The sequence below is a fragment of the Ruegeria sp. CE12 genome (genome assembly GCF_056537525.1).
The window spans coordinates 63,206-77,453 of record NZ_JBQFRS010000014.1 but is presented as its reverse complement, the minus strand read 5'-3'; the positions used below and the strand labels follow the sequence as shown (position 1 = coordinate 77,453).

General features: G+C 53.2%; 11 protein-coding genes. 3 read left to right on the top strand and 8 right to left on the bottom strand.

Annotation, left to right across the window (positions count from 1 at the left end):
* Positions 1–126: 126 nt before the first annotated feature.
* Positions 127–1,185, bottom strand: a complete 1,059-nt coding sequence (locus ACR0IO_RS21415) for an FAD-binding oxidoreductase (RefSeq protein ID WP_480744601.1) — start codon at positions 1,183–1,185, stop codon at positions 127–129.
* A 78-nt stretch (positions 1,186–1,263) separates the two neighbouring features.
* Complete coding sequence (locus ACR0IO_RS21410; RefSeq protein WP_480744599.1) at positions 1,264–2,139, bottom strand: LysR family transcriptional regulator; 876 nt, start codon at positions 2,137–2,139, stop codon at positions 1,264–1,266.
* 125 nt (positions 2,140–2,264) lie between these two features.
* Between ACR0IO_RS21410 and ACR0IO_RS21405 the strand changes: the two genes are divergently transcribed.
* The gene (locus tag ACR0IO_RS21405) at positions 2,265–3,347 is read left to right on the top strand and encodes an amidohydrolase family protein (protein ID WP_480744597.1); all 1,083 of its coding nucleotides are present in this window, start codon (positions 2,265–2,267) and stop codon (positions 3,345–3,347) included.
* 17 nt (positions 3,348–3,364) lie between these two features.
* The gene (locus ACR0IO_RS21400; RefSeq protein WP_155149651.1) at positions 3,365–3,718 is read left to right on the top strand and encodes a Rieske (2Fe-2S) protein; all 354 of its coding nucleotides are present in this window, start codon (positions 3,365–3,367) and stop codon (positions 3,716–3,718) included.
* 524 nt (positions 3,719–4,242) lie between these two features.
* Here the strand turns inward: ACR0IO_RS21400 and ACR0IO_RS21395 are convergent.
* The 3 genes from ACR0IO_RS21395 to ACR0IO_RS21385 all read right to left on the bottom strand — a co-directional run bounded on the left by ACR0IO_RS21395 (position 4,243) and on the right by ACR0IO_RS21385 (position 9,074).
* A complete protein-coding gene (locus ACR0IO_RS21395) occupies positions 4,243–7,314 on the bottom strand; it encodes an efflux RND transporter permease subunit (protein ID WP_480744594.1) in 3,072 nt (1,023 codons plus the stop codon).
* 14 nt (positions 7,315–7,328) lie between these two features.
* The gene (locus ACR0IO_RS21390) at positions 7,329–8,435 is read right to left on the bottom strand and encodes an efflux RND transporter periplasmic adaptor subunit (RefSeq protein WP_480744592.1); all 1,107 of its coding nucleotides are present in this window, start codon (positions 8,433–8,435) and stop codon (positions 7,329–7,331) included.
* A 186-nt stretch (positions 8,436–8,621) separates the two neighbouring features.
* The gene (locus ACR0IO_RS21385) at positions 8,622–9,074 is read right to left on the bottom strand and encodes a hypothetical protein (RefSeq protein ID WP_480744590.1); all 453 of its coding nucleotides are present in this window, start codon (positions 9,072–9,074) and stop codon (positions 8,622–8,624) included.
* Positions 9,075–9,200: 126 nt separating this feature from the next.
* Between ACR0IO_RS21385 and ACR0IO_RS21380 the strand changes: the two genes are divergently transcribed.
* Positions 9,201–10,091, top strand: a complete 891-nt coding sequence (locus ACR0IO_RS21380) for a LysR family transcriptional regulator (RefSeq protein ID WP_480744587.1) — start codon at positions 9,201–9,203, stop codon at positions 10,089–10,091.
* Between the two features lie 610 nt (positions 10,092–10,701).
* On the opposite strand, the gene ACR0IO_RS21375 is transcribed toward ACR0IO_RS21380, so the two are convergent.
* The 3 genes from ACR0IO_RS21375 to ACR0IO_RS21365 form a co-directional block, all read right to left on the bottom strand.
* Positions 10,702–12,012, bottom strand: a complete 1,311-nt coding sequence (locus tag ACR0IO_RS21375) for an ABC transporter permease (protein ID WP_244328101.1) — start codon at positions 12,010–12,012, stop codon at positions 10,702–10,704.
* Positions 12,009–12,815 (bottom strand): ABC transporter ATP-binding protein, encoded by an 807-nt coding sequence (locus ACR0IO_RS21370; protein WP_170334887.1) that lies wholly within the window; start codon positions 12,813–12,815, stop codon positions 12,009–12,011. Before ACR0IO_RS21370 ends, ACR0IO_RS21375 begins: the two co-directional genes overlap by 4 nt.
* A gap of 99 nt (positions 12,816–12,914) precedes the next feature.
* Positions 12,915–13,901, bottom strand: a complete 987-nt coding sequence (locus tag ACR0IO_RS21365) for a taurine ABC transporter substrate-binding protein (protein WP_480744580.1) — start codon at positions 13,899–13,901, stop codon at positions 12,915–12,917.
* Between the last annotated feature and the right edge of the window lie 347 nt (positions 13,902–14,248).

The following is a 14,248-nucleotide window of genomic DNA, read 5'->3' as shown; positions in this document are numbered from 1 at the left end:
ATCTTGCTGATCACCGTCACATTAATACTGAACCCCCGATAAAAACCGTTGTCAGCGGTCTTGATCGGAAGTTCCGAAAGAGGTGGCTTTATTGACATTTGTTACTCCTCCCATTGGATTTCCACTTCACGCGTCGAGTGCGACGGGTCCCTTAGGCCAGCTGCAACAGGCCAATACATATCCCTCTTCGACATCGCCGGGCAGCAATCCACCCATGTCTTGCATTTCGACTTCGCCCTGAGTGAGACGAACCTTGCAATTACCGCAGACGCCCTGCTGACAGGCGGAATCGATCCAAACGCCAGCATTCAAAGCAGTCTCGAGCAGGGTGTCGCCTTCGTTCGCATGCCCATGCAAACCGCTGAGCGAGAAATAAACTTCTCCCCCGGTTCCGACGCTTTCCTCGATTGTAATTTTCTCGCCAAAGCTCTCTTCGTGGACTGCGGCAAATGGGATGATTGAGGCCACGTCGCGTGCCGCCTTCATGAAGCCTTCGGGACCACACATGAAAATGCTGCGCTCAGCATGATCGGGCACAAGACGCTGCAGCAGATCAGATGATATCTGACCGGTTTCTCCCAAGAACCCATCTTCGGCCTCATCCACGATCATATGGACGGTCACATTGGCAAAGCGCCGATTCAGAAACTCGAGTTGGTCGCGGAATATGATGTCTTTCGGAGAGCGCGCGAAATGCACAAAGACGATGTCTTTGGGCAAGGTCACGTCGGTGACATATTGCAGCATCGACATGACTGGGGTAACACCCGAGCCACCAGACAGGAACAATGGTTTGTCGCTGGGGATATCAACCCAGTTAAAACCGCCGGTGATATCCGCAATCTCGATCTCTGTCCCGGGTACCATCTGATCGTTCAGATAGTTGGATACAATGCCACCTGGTACTCGCTTGACGGTAACCTGAATATTGTGGGGCCGGGTCGGCGTGGACGAGATCGAATAGGCACGCACGTGCTGCTTGCCTTCGATCTCGAAACAGAAGGTCACGTATTGGCCTGGCTTGAAGTCGAAACTGCGGCTTTGCGAGTCTTCGAAAACGAATGTCTTGCTGTCATGCGTTTCATCGATCACCGCCTTGCACGTCAAAGTGGCAGGCCCACCCGCATAGCAGGGTTGGTTATTGGCTGAACTCAGGGAAAACGGACTGTCCGTCGCAACGAGCATCTTGCGGAAACCTCCAGAATAGGGTTCGCGCGAGGATAGTGGTGCAGGGGATCTGAAAAACGGTGCAGAATTGTTGTATCAATCGGTTAAATCGATTGATCTGTGCTGGATCAGTTCTTTGAACAGGGTGACTGCTTGTGCCACCAGAGTATCATGACGTTTTCGTACGTGCACGATGGAATAGATGGGCTGTGGAATCACCGGTGCTTCCGTTACCTGTTGCAATTTCGGATACTCGGCACACAGACCCGGTGCGGCAAACCCGGGGAAATATGCCGTTCCGCCGTTGGCTTTTAGGAAATCCAAAGCCAGATCATTACTGCCCACCAGGATCGAGCTTTGCGGCTGATCCGAAAACGCCTCATCGTGCTGGCGATCAAAATAGGATGTGTAGGCGACCTGAATGTAGCGTGACCATTGGACATCCTCGATCCGGTCACAATCGGTGGACAGCATCACATAGCTTTCGCTGCCCAATTCGCTAACAAACATGTCCGGCGCTCGTTGCGGGACAAAAACAATACCGATATCCGTCTCGCCGGTCAGAACATCCCGCTGTATCTGTTCCGAAAAATTGGCCTCGAGATACAGGTCCAGATGCGGGTTTCTTTCCCGGATTGCCTTCGTCCAGTCAATCAGCACAGATCGGGCCAGACTGAACTGAACCGATATACGCAAGCGTTGCCTGTTGCCACCGCCACCCGCCTCAACATCGCGCCGCGCCAGGCTCCAGGCGGCCAGCAGCGACCGGCAATGGGTTTCAAAGCGCCGCCCGGCGGCTGTGGGTTCAGCCCCGCCGCGCCCTCGTTCGAACAGGCGCGTGTCCAGTTCCTGCTCCAACTGTCGGATGCGAGCGCTGACCGTGGATTGGGTCACATTCAGACGCTCGGCGGTGCGGTTGAAGTTCCGCGTTTCCAGAACATCCATATAGGTAACTAATAGCTGGCGGTTCATTTAATCGGTAATCCCGATTGATAGGTGCGTTTCAATTGCATTTATTTGCCAAAGTTTCGCAGATATCAAGCGTCGTTGAACAAGATGTAAGCCCGCCCTTTTGGCGCCAGCAACAGGAGAAGTTCATGTTCATCGTCGATTGCGACTGCCACAACTATTGGTGCAGCGCCACGGTTCTGGAACCCTACATGGAAGGTCTTTTCAAGGACATGTTCGTCCGGGGTGAACGCACCGGCCCGCGTGGTGCATTTCCCCATGGCCACCGTCCCTGGTTCCATCCCGAAGGCTTTGCACGCCATGATGTAAACCCGGTTGAGGAAAACGACAACTACTTGATCATGAAGGAAAAGCACCTTGATAAATACAATATCGACGTTGCGATCCTGACCGGCGACGAACCGATCGAAGCCTCAACGCTGGCCAACCCTTATTACGCCAATGCGCTGTGCAAAGCCTATAACGACTACATGATCGACTACTGGCTGCCCAAGGACGAGCGGTTCTGGGGCTCGATCGTGGTGGCACCGCAGGACCCGCATCTGGCTGCTGCTGAAATCCGCCGGGTTGGCGGTCACCCCCGTGTCGTTCAAGTTTTGGTGAGCCACGGTGCTGCGCGCCCTTATGGCGACCCGTTCTACCACCCGATTTATGAAGCCTGTGCCGAAATGGGCCTGCCATTCGCCATGCACCTTGGTGGACAGGGCGGTATCAACTCGACCCCCATCGGGGCCGGGCCTTCGACCTTCTTTTGGGAAACCCATGCGATCCTGCCACAGACGGCCATGACCCACATGGCCAGCTTGATCGCCCACGGCGTGTTTGAGAAATGGCCCGAGTTGAAGGTGGTGATCATCGAATGCGGCGTGGCCTGGGTGCCGTCGGTTCTGTGGCGTCTGGACGCGAACTATAAGGCACTGCGCAAGGAAACACCGTGGCTCAAGCGTCTGCCTTCCGAGTATTTCAAGTCGAACATCCGCATGTCGACTCAGCCACTGGAGCAGCCCGAGAATATCCAGCACCTGTGGGCCACTCTTGAAGCGATGGATGGCGAGAACACACTGATGTTCGCGTCCGACTATCCGCACTGGGACTATGACGACGTCAACAAGTTGCACGTCCCGCCCGCATGGCGCGAAAAGATTTTTGGGCTCAATGCGCTGGACGTCTATACCCGCCTACCGCGCCCGATGGCGCATGCTGCTGAATAAAGAAGGAGACTTCGACAATGGCAAACAAGCATTTCGCCTGCAAAATCGATGAAGTTCCCGCCGACGCGGCCAAGATCGTCACAGTTTCGAACTTGCCCATCGGCGTTTTCAAACTCGATGACGGTTATCACGCTTTGCTCAATATCTGTCCTCACAAAGGCGCGGCCCTCTGCGAAGGCCCGGTCTGCGGTACGACCCGCCAAACGGACTCAACCGAGTTTGTCTATGACCGCGCCGGTGAAATCGTCCGCTGCGCCTGGCACGGTTGGGAATTCGACATTCGCAGCGGTGAGTTTCTTGTGGATTCATCCATTAAAACGAGACGCTTCGATGTATCAGTAGAGGGTGGTGATCTATTCGTGCATCTGTAAGTTACAGGTCTCACGACGAAGCTCAGAAACATTAGGCAGTTTAAATTCTCTTCCCAACTGCCTGTGCTGGCATTGTCTACAAATAGGCAATGCCAGTTTGCAAAACTGGCTCAACGGGTTTGCCCAACGTCAGATGAGCATCAAAGTCGGATGAGCTGGTGAAAACAGTCGAAACATTAAGCCGTTGATTTCAAGGGGAGACTAGCCTCAAAGATTCAGTCCCCATATTTACGTTTTCCGACAATGTTTATCGGATCACCTTAATGGTGAGACTGCGGTTACAATAAAATTAGCTGCTAAGAGTTTTATGTTTTGAGACTCTAAAATCATGATTTCTTAACCGAACAAAACAGTCCTTCCTTTAACACGCAGAGAATCGCCGGAAAGTCCCCCAAAACACCAATACCGCGAATTGTACGAACAACAGCTTTTGGGCGTGTTGCCGACAATCCCATTTAATGAGCTGTATCGTAATCCAAGCTAACTACTGCGCTTTGCCGACCGGATTGCCGTCACCATCAAACTTATTCTGCAGCAAGTTCTAACTTGCTATTCGGTGGTTTGTTCATCGATGTTGTGGACTTAGCAGTATCGCGCGGAGTGAAGAGTAGGAAAATCGATGGCAGGGCAATCAACGTGAAGAGCGTGCCAATGCTCATCCCTGCTACAATGATAATGCCGATACTGCCACGCGCCTCTGCTCCCGGCCCTTCGACAAGTAACAGCGGGATATGCCCGATGATGGTTGCGATAGTGGTCATCAGAATTGCTTGTAGCCGAGATTGCGCTCCTTCGATGATCGCAGTCACGGAATCCCTGCCCTGATCCATCAATTGATTGGCAAACTCTGTAATCAGAATCCCGTTTTTGGCGACCAGCCCGACCAACGTGATGATTCCAATTTGTGAATAGATGTTGATCGAAGTGAACCCAAGAAAAGAGATCATTACTGCACCCGAGAGTGCCAGAGGAACTGAGCCCAAGAGAATGATCAGCGGTGAACGAAAGCTGTTAAATTGAACCACGAGCGCGAGGTAGACGATTGCAAGTGACATCGCCATGGTCGCCAAAAGGCTGTTCGCCTCTTGCTTGATCTGGCGTGAAACTCCCGCGTAATCAATGGTGTATCCGGGTGGTAAGATCGCATCTGCAGCCTTCTCCAATACTGCTAGCGCTTCGGCCTTGGTTGTACCTGGGACTACGCCCCCGGTCACTCGAAAGGCGCGCTGTTGGTCAAATTTACCAAGCGCACGCGGTTGCGCCACAACGCGGATTTCTGCCAGCGTACTCAGTGGCACTATGGTGCCATCGCTGAGCCTGATCCCCAGTTCACTGAGCGCTGCAGGTTCCGCGCGAAATTTCTCCTCAGCCATTGGAATGACCTGATAGGCGCGACCTCCTGCATCAAATCGGTTCACGTATCGATCTGATAGCAAGGCCGAAAGCTGCGCGGTCACGGACCGGCTGGTAAGGCCGAGATCTGCCAACCTTTGGTGATTGTAATCCAGCTTGACTACAGGCAGGTCGGTCTTCAGGTCAGTATCCACATAAAGGAACTTACCGCTTTCAAAGCCCACCCCTAAGAAGGCATAGGCAAGCCCCTGCATCTCCTGATACGTACCCGGGCCTTTGACCACCATTTCCACGTCAAACTGGCCTGCGGTGGGCAGAGCCGCGCCGAGGAAAGGTAGAACCTTCAATTCGCTCAATTGTGCCAAGGCGCCGTATAGTTGCGGCAGGATATCTTTGATGTTCTGTTCACGTTCAAAGAAGTCTTTGAACACTATCCCGCCAAAGCCACCTTCTTTGGTCACAATCTGCCAGAAGCTTTCCGAACCAGGCAGCGACAAGCCAAGATCAACCAACTTGTCCATACCCGCATTGGTCGCATCAAGTGAACTTCCCGGCGCAGCCTGGATTACCACGCTGATCATGCCCTGATCTTCAACTGGCGCCAGTTCCTTGGCTGAGAAAAGGTAAAACGGAACGACAAGAAGCGAAAACACAAGCGAAAACACAAGAATTTGCGCACGCCAATTAAGCAATCGGCGTAACAGAGCGCCATAGACCCGCGCCAGTGTATCGAAAACGCTATTCACTTTTTGCGTAAGCCAGGCTTCGTGCCCTTTGTCTCCAGTCAAATATGCGCTCATCAATGGCGATAAGGTCACCGCAACAACGCCTGACAGGACAATCGCAGTAGCCATGGTGAAAGCAAATTCTCGGAACAAGGCCCCTGAAAGGCCGGCTGTGAAACCGATTGGAATAAACACGGCAGCAAGCGTGAATGTCATCGCCACAATCGGTTTGAACAACACTTGAGAGCTTAGCAGCGCGGCTTCAATCCCCGATTTACCCTCGCGTTTGTAGCGGGCCACGTTTTCCACAACCACAATCGCGTCATCCACCACAAGGCCGACCGAGAGTACAATAGCCAGAATAGTCAAAAGGTTCAGAGTGAACCCCATCGCAAACATGCCGATCATCGCTCCAAGGATCGACAAGGGAATGGCCACCAGTGGCACGATCGCCACACGGACTGACCCCATCATGAACAAGATTACAGCACCGACCAACACCACGGTTTCCGCAAGTGTCTTGAATATTTCGGTCAGCGCCGCGCGCATGTATTCCGTGCTGTCATAGACGATTTCGATCTCCAGCCCCGCCGGCAAACCTGCGATAATCTCGTCCAACAACAGGTATAGCTCGTTACCGATGGCGATTTCGTTGGCTCCGGGCAGAGGCCAGATCGAAAGGAACACCAGCTTGTTACGCCCATCACGTGCATCCACGGGCGCCGTATCTTCACCCATTTCCACACGCGCGATGTCTGAAAGCTTCAACTGATAGCCATCCAGATCGCGCAGCACGAGTTCTTGAAAGTCCTCGACAGTCTGCAGACTGGCATTTGTCAGGATGTTTAGTTTTTGATGTGTCCCTTCCAAATTTCCCACTGCTGCCACGAGGTTGTTGTTCTGAAGTGCGTTCAAAACTTCGTCCACCGACATGTTGACTGCTGCCAGGCGTGAAAGGTTCAGCCAAATACGCAACGCCGGTTGGCGGCCACCATCCAGACCTACCCGTTGCACACCATCAATAGAGGAAAGGATCGGAACCACGTTGCGGTCTAAGTAATCCGTGACCTCGTGGCGCGCCCAAAACTCAGAAGATGCCGACAGATAAAACGCTCCTGCGACCCGATCAGCGCGTTTGACCGAAACCGCTGGATCGTCGGCACCCAGCGGCAATTCGGACCGTACCTTGTTCAATTCTGCTGAAAGCTGCGCCAGAGCAGTTGAACTGTCTTCGCCCAGCTTCAACCAGGCGGTCACGGTGCTCTGTCCAGCAACTGTTGAACTGTCGACAAAGTCCAAGCCTTCGATGGCGTTTGTCGCCTTTTCAATCCGATCGGTAATAAAGCCCTGCACAACCTCCGCGGACGCCCCGGTGAAATGGGTTTTGACTTCAATGGCCGAGCTTTCCAATACAGGGAACTGCACGATCGGCACGCGGGCGATGGCATATAGCCCGCCCAGTGCCACGACCAATGCCAGAACAATTGACAGAACCGGTCTGCGAACAAAGATCTCCATAGCCCTGCCTCCCTTTACCAGCCGCTACCGGATTGTGGGTCCTGCGGCAGATCCTCCACCACATTGGTCAGCACGCCCGGGTAAAGCTTGAACGCCCCATCTGTGGCCACCAATAATCCGGCTTCCAAACCGCCGCTGATCAGCACCCGTTCTCCGTGGTATTGAACCCCTGTCACATCCCGGCGGTTCGCTCGGAACGTGCCTTCTTGTTCTCCCGGGACCAGCAGATTCACAAACTGTCCATAGGCATCCGATTGCAGCGCGGATGAAGGAAGTTCGACCACTGGGATAGGGGCGTCTAACGCCACTTCAACTTCAACAAAACTGCCATGAGATAACGCGGCCTCTAATCCGCGCAGTTCGACTCGGTAAAGACGCGTGCGAGTATCTGATGAAACTCCCGCGTCGCGAGAGATTATCGACCCAGTCCAATTCTCGTTGGATCTTGCTATCACCCCGATTGCTGCGCCTACAGGCGGGTCTCCCAGAAACTGTGGAAGCCGAAAATCTATCCAGATTATCTCGTGCTGATCCGTGATCCGTGCGACCTCGCTACCGCTGGTCAAGTATTGCCCGACTGTCAGCTGACCGGGTCGGGTTTGCCCAGAGAATGGCGCGCGGATGGTTTTCTGCTCAATCGTCTGCTCGATCACCTCAACATTCGAACGGGCGATGTCATAGGTGGCCCGCGCCTGGTCAAGCCGAGCTTGATTGGCACTGCCGCTTTCTAAGAGTTTCTCGGCCCGTTCCAGTCCAAGCCGCGCAAGAGCCACCTCGGCCCGCGCACCAATCAACTGCGCGTTTTCCATGCCGATGTCGAGTTGTACAAGAAGCTGCCCCGACTCAACGACGTCTCCCGGCTGAAAACCAAGCCGTACGATCTGACCGGCGTGCTGACTGTGAAGGACGACGTGATCTCGCAACACAACTTCGCCCGGCAGGCGAAGCTTACGGGAAAATGATGAGAATTCGGTTGTGACAGCTTCGACAGATTCCGAATGCTCCGGATAGGCTTCTCCGGCTGCGATCGCATCTGAAATTTGCGTGTACTTAACGAAACCCAGGCTACCGACAATAGCAGCAAGCAAGATAAAGAGAACAGCAGTGCGTAAGACGAACATCAGTTTCACCTGGTTAGTAAGAGCCGAATTTTGTTTTACGATTGGGGCGCCAGACCAAAGCGCTCATTCCACCTTCGACCCCCAAACTAGGCCCTTGACGACGGAGACCAGCCAGAAAGCAGCGCTCATCACTTGCAGCAGCGCCAACAGGATGAAGGGCATAGGGTTGCCTCGTGGTAGGTGGTCTCAAAAATGCCGGAATACCATCGTTGCCAGGATTGCGATCCAAAGCAGCTGAACGACGCGATACCAAAGGCCGATACGTCGGGCGATAACTTCAAGTATCCCCGGATCTGTGCCAAGCTCTCTTTCCTTGGCCAGCTTTCTCCAGCCATTACCAATGGGCCAGATACCAATCACGAAGATCACGATTGCAAGGCTGGCACCTACATGAATGAGTGTTGGCATTTCCTCCCAGCCCCCTAGTTGCATCATCAGCCATTGGCCTAATGCAATTGTTGCTAGTCCGGTAAAGGTCCCAATGACGGCAGCTCTTTTAAGATAGTCGCTTGCTGGTGCTTCTTTGCTGGGGTCTTCACGGGCGAACCAAAGAGCCTTTTGCCCGCCACCAAACGTCAAGCCAAACCAGATAGTGGCAAACAAAATGTGCAGGAAACGGGCGGTAAGATAAGGGTCCATTTCATTCTCCGACTGTGAGCGGGCCCGAGTCGCCTCGGTTCATTTCAGGCAGACTTATTAGCGATGTTCAAAATTCAGCGTAATATCTATAAAATGGATAGCTGATGAAAAATAATTGGACAGGTGATGAATAGATTTCCAAGCGCGGATCGCCTTTTAGAGTTTAAGGCAGTGGTCGAAGCAGGCAGTATTTCAAAGGCGGCTGATCAACTGTATTTAACCCGCCCTACGTTGAGCCGTCGCCTAAACGAGTTGGAAGCATCGCTGGGACTACGACTGCTTCAACGTACAACGCGTGATCTCTTCCTTACGCCAGCCGGTAAAGAACTCTATATCCGAGCGGAACGTATTGCCGCTGATGTCGACGCGACTTGGAAGGCCCTGAAGCTACATGACGATGAACCACGTGGACCTCTGAGAATTTCTGTGCCGGAAAGCGAATTTGCCGCCGCATCACTATTTACAGAGTTTGCTACTGAGTTTCCTAAAGTCGAGTTGGACATAGTCGTTACCAATCGCCGTACCGATCTGCGCGCAGCTGGTATCGACGTCGCTCTGGTATTTGGGAAAATTAACGATCCCTCGCTAATCACAAAAAGCATCTTCAGCAATCGAACTCTTGCGATGGCCACCGGCAGCTTTCTGGCGGAGCACGGCATGCCGGATAGCCCAGAAGCGATACAGAACTTTGATTGCATTGTTCTCCGAAATTCTGAAGGGCTTCCAGAAGTCCAATGGCCACTGGCATCGGGTAAAACTCTCAAGGTTCGTCCTCGCATGCTGACCGCTGGTTTCAGGTTAATGGTTCAGGCGGTTTATGCCGGGCTCGGAATAGGGATGTTGCCCGAAAGTGCGCTTAGCAAGAACTCCGATCTAGTCGCGCTTTTCCCAGACGATGTGGTTCGGGAAGATCACCTGCGATTGGTTTATGTCGAAAGGGATTTCCAGCTTCCCCATGTCCGCGCCTTCATAGAGCGATCTGATAAGTATTGGAAAAAATGGCTTGAGAACTGGTGAGCGAGCAGCGGTTTTTCCCTAAACACTCTTTTGGTGGAGAATAACTAAAGTCCGTTTTGGCTCAATAGTGGTGCTCGACTCTAAACTTCCAAGCGGCGACTTTGTTGCACATTACGATGATCTCATCAGCAGGCATCAAACGGTATGTTTCCAGTTTTCCGCAACCCGCGGATATTCGGCGCCGCCGCGATAAACCGCGAACGCTGCTGAGGGACATTATGTCAAGCGATCTCTGGTTGAGTGGGTTCCTCATCTGCGAACCAACCAAATCTTCGTAGCATTACCTCAATGAAACGACCTTACCGCGCTTCTTCGATCGCCGTACTTCGAAAAACCACGGTCTGATCGCAACCATTCTAAAGCGCCGAACGAACCCGTTTTCGATCAAAGACGTGCACAAGAAGCGTTAGGGCAGGGCGCCTGCGATGCAAGAACTAAGATCCAAGCTCGAGCCAGAAGCTTATTTTCACAGCGGATGTGATATGATGGCCGACACTTCGTGAGAGCAGACTTTGTTCACTGTATCTGGGATACAGACACGGAAGACAGTCAACAAATGGAAGCCTCTGCCGATGGCAGAGGCTTATTAGTAACGCTTGAAGCCTGTAGGTTATACGCGGCCTTTCCAAGGGATCAGCCAACTTTCCAACTTGCGCATTCCGACTTCAATGGCGAAGCCAATGATTCCGATCACGATAATCCCTACGATGATGATATCGGTCAGCTGAAACTTTGAGGCGGTCACGATCATCTTGCCGAGGCCAACGTTAGCCGCAACCAGTTCAGCCGCGACAACCGTCCCCCAACAGACCCCCATCGCCACCCGTGCTCCGGTAAAGATGTCAGGGAGCGAGTTGGGTACAATCACCCGGCTCAGGATCTGCCATTTGGATGCGCCCAGTGAATAGGCTGCGTGTACCTTGGTGATAGCTACGCCTGACACACCAGATCGCGCCGCAATTATCATGATCCACAAGGCTGCCAGAAACAGCAGGACAACCTTGCCGAGCTCTCCGATTCCGAACCAGATGATGATCAACGGGATCAACGCCAAAGGTGGAATGGGACGCATGAATTCAACAATCGGATCAAACCACCCGCGTGCCCAGCCCGTTAGACCCATTGCATAACCAATCGGAATGCCCACTAAGGCACCGATCAGAAAGCCCAACAGAACCCTCTGCAGCGAGTAGCGCGTATGCTGTAGCAGAGTGTAGCCTTGATAGCCCTCTTTGTTCAGCTCGATGAAACGCTGGAACACAACCTCAGGGGAAGGCAAATAGAGTCGCGCCATACGTAGGCCCGTAGCCGGAGCGAAAGTAGGCGTGCCCTTATCGGTCAGGCTAATCTCACCTTCTGGCGTTGAAATTTTGCCGCCCGGCTCAATGGGAGTGCCGTTGATGGCAATGATCTTGGACCCATCACTTTTGGATACGTCGTCATTCTGCCAGACGTTGATCACCTTAAAACCATACCGGGCCACAGTGAGTGTGTCATTCTTAGCAAAACCGTCACCCAGTTCGACTTCGACGGCGGCGGGCTCACGACCCGGTTCGCCGTTTTCATCAACTGTCTGCTGGATATCCTCACGATAGACACGCACTGTCACAGTGGCGTCGTCAGTACTGCCGTCCTCTAACTGTGCGGTGTAGGTAAACGTAGTATCGCCGGAAAACGGCCCAGGCAACTTTGGCAATGGGATGGTCGAGTTGGTGAAGGCGACCCACAGCCAGAATATGGTGATTACCGAGATGACTGAGGCAATCCGATTGGCTTTAATGGCGCTTTCATCGCCAAAGGTCACCGTCTTGACAGAGTTGAAACCCTGCGGCTCGAATTGCTTCGGCAGCAGGCGCTTGACAATGAACAGCGATCCGAAGAACGCCAGTACGTAAAGGAATAAGACTAGCAGGCCAATCATGCGCTTTCCTCCGCCCGGCCCATGATTTCTTCTTCCATGTTCCAGATCATTTCCAGAATTTCCTCGCGCGTGACAGAGTAATCCTTGTGTTTCTTTACTTCGCGTAGGTCATTGCCAGCGCCAAGGTCGGCAAATGGCAGGCGATATTCCTTGTGCACCCGACCAGGACGCGGAGCCATCACCAGCAAGCGCTCGCCCAAAAGCAACGCCTCCTCAACCGAGTGGGTGATCAGGATAATCGTCTTGCCGGTATCCTTCCAAAGGTCCAACACCAGTGATTGCATCTTTTCACGGGTCAACGCATCCAGCGCGCCCAAAGGTTCATCCATCAAGATCACGTCGGGCTCATTGGCCAGGCAGCGCGCCAAGGCTACGCGTTGCTGCATACCACCCGACAGTTCATAAACGGCCTTCTCTTTGAAGTCGGCGAGGCCAACGATATCTAAAAGGTGATCTACCTTCTCTTTGCTCTCGGCGCGGCTGACTCCTTTCATATCCGGACCGAAACTTACGTTTTGGCGGACGTTCATCCATTCAAACAGTGCGCCCTGTTGGAACACCATACCGCGTTCGGGGCCAGGGCCGGTTGCAGGTTTGTCGTTGAGCAGTATCTGTCCATCGGTCGGGGCCAGAAAGCCCGCAACAATGTTCAGCAAGGTCGTCTTGCCGCAGCCCGACGGGCCTAGAACGCTCATCAATTCGCCCGACTTGATGTCTAACGTCACGTTCTTGAGCGCCTGCACGTGACCGCCATTGGGCAGGCTGAAACGCATCGAAATATTGTCTATGAGAAGTCCCGACACCTGGTCCCCCATTGCCTTCAGTGGGGCACGTTTTCACCCGGTGAAAAACGCGCAAATAGGTGGACGCTTTTGTCACGTCCACCCAGATTCAAGCCAGGATTATTCTGACAGAGGGCCTGTGTTTACGTTGTCGGTATAAGAAGCCTTGGCCGCGTCAATCGAACCAGCACCAACAAAGACGTCTGCTACACCCTTCATGAAGGTCTGTGCGCCGCCACCCAGCCATTTGTCCGACAGCTGTTCTTCGACAGTCGGGAACTTAAAGGTTGAGATGGTCGCCATCGCGTCCGCTTCAGACATACCTGCATCTTTCGCGATGACAGGAAGCATTTCCGCGTGGTTGGCCTCATCGGCCCATTTGGCATTTGCCTCGGCAGTTACTGCCAAGAACTTAGCAACCAGGTCGGAATTTTCGGCCACATAGGAAGTGGGCGCTGAGGTAACATCAAAGACAAGGATACCCAGCTCTTCCTTTTCGTCGCCAGTCAGCAATACGTTGCCACTGTCCATCATGCGGCGCAGCGCACCACCCCAACCACAGGCCATATCAATCGACCCCTGGCTCAAAGCCGCTTCACCTTCAGCCGGAGCCATATCGACGATTTCCAAGCTGTCCAGATCCACACCGAAATGTGCCATTTGCGACAAGAAGCCATAGTGCGCGGCGGTGCCTAGGGGAACAGCAACCTTCTTGCCAGCCAGTTCCCCAGCGCTGTCCTTGTCGATCTCCAAGTCCGAACGTACAACGCAATTGTCGTTTTCCGAGTAAGACACGGCCACGTCAACGATCTGCAGGTCCTGGCCAGCCGAGGTCGCTACGACAAAGGGTGGTACGCCCTGGCTCACGCTGAGCTGCACATCGCCTGCCGCCATTGCCGCCGACATTGCAGTACCGGTATCAAAGCTGACCCAGTTAACTTTAACGCCCATCGCCTCATCGTAGGCACCGGTCTCCTTGGCGTATTGGAACGGCATCGGCCACTCCAAAAAGTAGGCCACGGTAATTTCATCTGCCGCTATTGCCTGGCCACCGCTAAGCATTGCCACTCCGGCTACGGCGGACATAAGTTTGGTTTTGATAGTCATCTCAGTATTTCTCCCATTGGTCTGGTTGGGCCTCCTGACACCCGCGTTACCATCAAACGGGCAATCACTTTAGATGCTGGAAACCTCTGCTTATGAACCAACATCGGAGCGGAAATGGCTTTTAAGATCAATTATTTTGTGGGGCAGAAGCCAGAAGTCTGTTCTCTGCTTTGTGTAGACTCCAACGTCCCTTCAATCTAAATCATTACTTAACAAACACTTAGTGGGCTTCACGGTTTTGTGTCTGTGAAATTTGGATATAAGCATCCCTCGATCTGGCTCCATTGGCGGTCACGAATTCCCGGGAGTCCGCCCAAAGTTACACCCGGACTATGTCTCATCTTAAG

Excerpts from the sequence above, each read along its gene's own strand:
- ACR0IO_RS21415 (WP_480744601.1), bottom strand. The coding sequence starts at position 1,185 with ATGCTCGTTGCGACGGACAGTCCGTTTTCCCTGAGTTCAGCCAATAAC.
- ACR0IO_RS21410 (WP_480744599.1), bottom strand. The coding sequence starts at position 2,139 with ATGAACCGCCAGCTATTAGTTACCTATATGGATGTTCTGGAAACGCGG.
- ACR0IO_RS21405 (WP_480744597.1), top strand. The coding sequence starts at position 2,265 with ATGTTCATCGTCGATTGCGACTGCCACAACTATTGGTGCAGCGCCACG.
- ACR0IO_RS21400 (WP_155149651.1), top strand. The coding sequence starts at position 3,365 with ATGGCAAACAAGCATTTCGCCTGCAAAATCGATGAAGTTCCCGCCGAC.
- ACR0IO_RS21395 (WP_480744594.1), bottom strand. The coding sequence starts at position 7,314 with ATGGAGATCTTTGTTCGCAGACCGGTTCTGTCAATTGTTCTGGCATTG.
- ACR0IO_RS21390 (WP_480744592.1), bottom strand. The coding sequence starts at position 8,435 with ATGTTCGTCTTACGCACTGCTGTTCTCTTTATCTTGCTTGCTGCTATT.
- ACR0IO_RS21385 (WP_480744590.1), bottom strand. The coding sequence starts at position 9,074 with ATGGACCCTTATCTTACCGCCCGTTTCCTGCACATTTTGTTTGCCACT.
- ACR0IO_RS21380 (WP_480744587.1), top strand. The coding sequence starts at position 9,201 with ATGAATAGATTTCCAAGCGCGGATCGCCTTTTAGAGTTTAAGGCAGTG.
- ACR0IO_RS21375 (WP_244328101.1), bottom strand. The coding sequence starts at position 12,012 with ATGATTGGCCTGCTAGTCTTATTCCTTTACGTACTGGCGTTCTTCGGA.
- ACR0IO_RS21365 (WP_480744580.1), bottom strand. The coding sequence starts at position 13,901 with ATGACTATCAAAACCAAACTTATGTCCGCCGTAGCCGGAGTGGCAATG.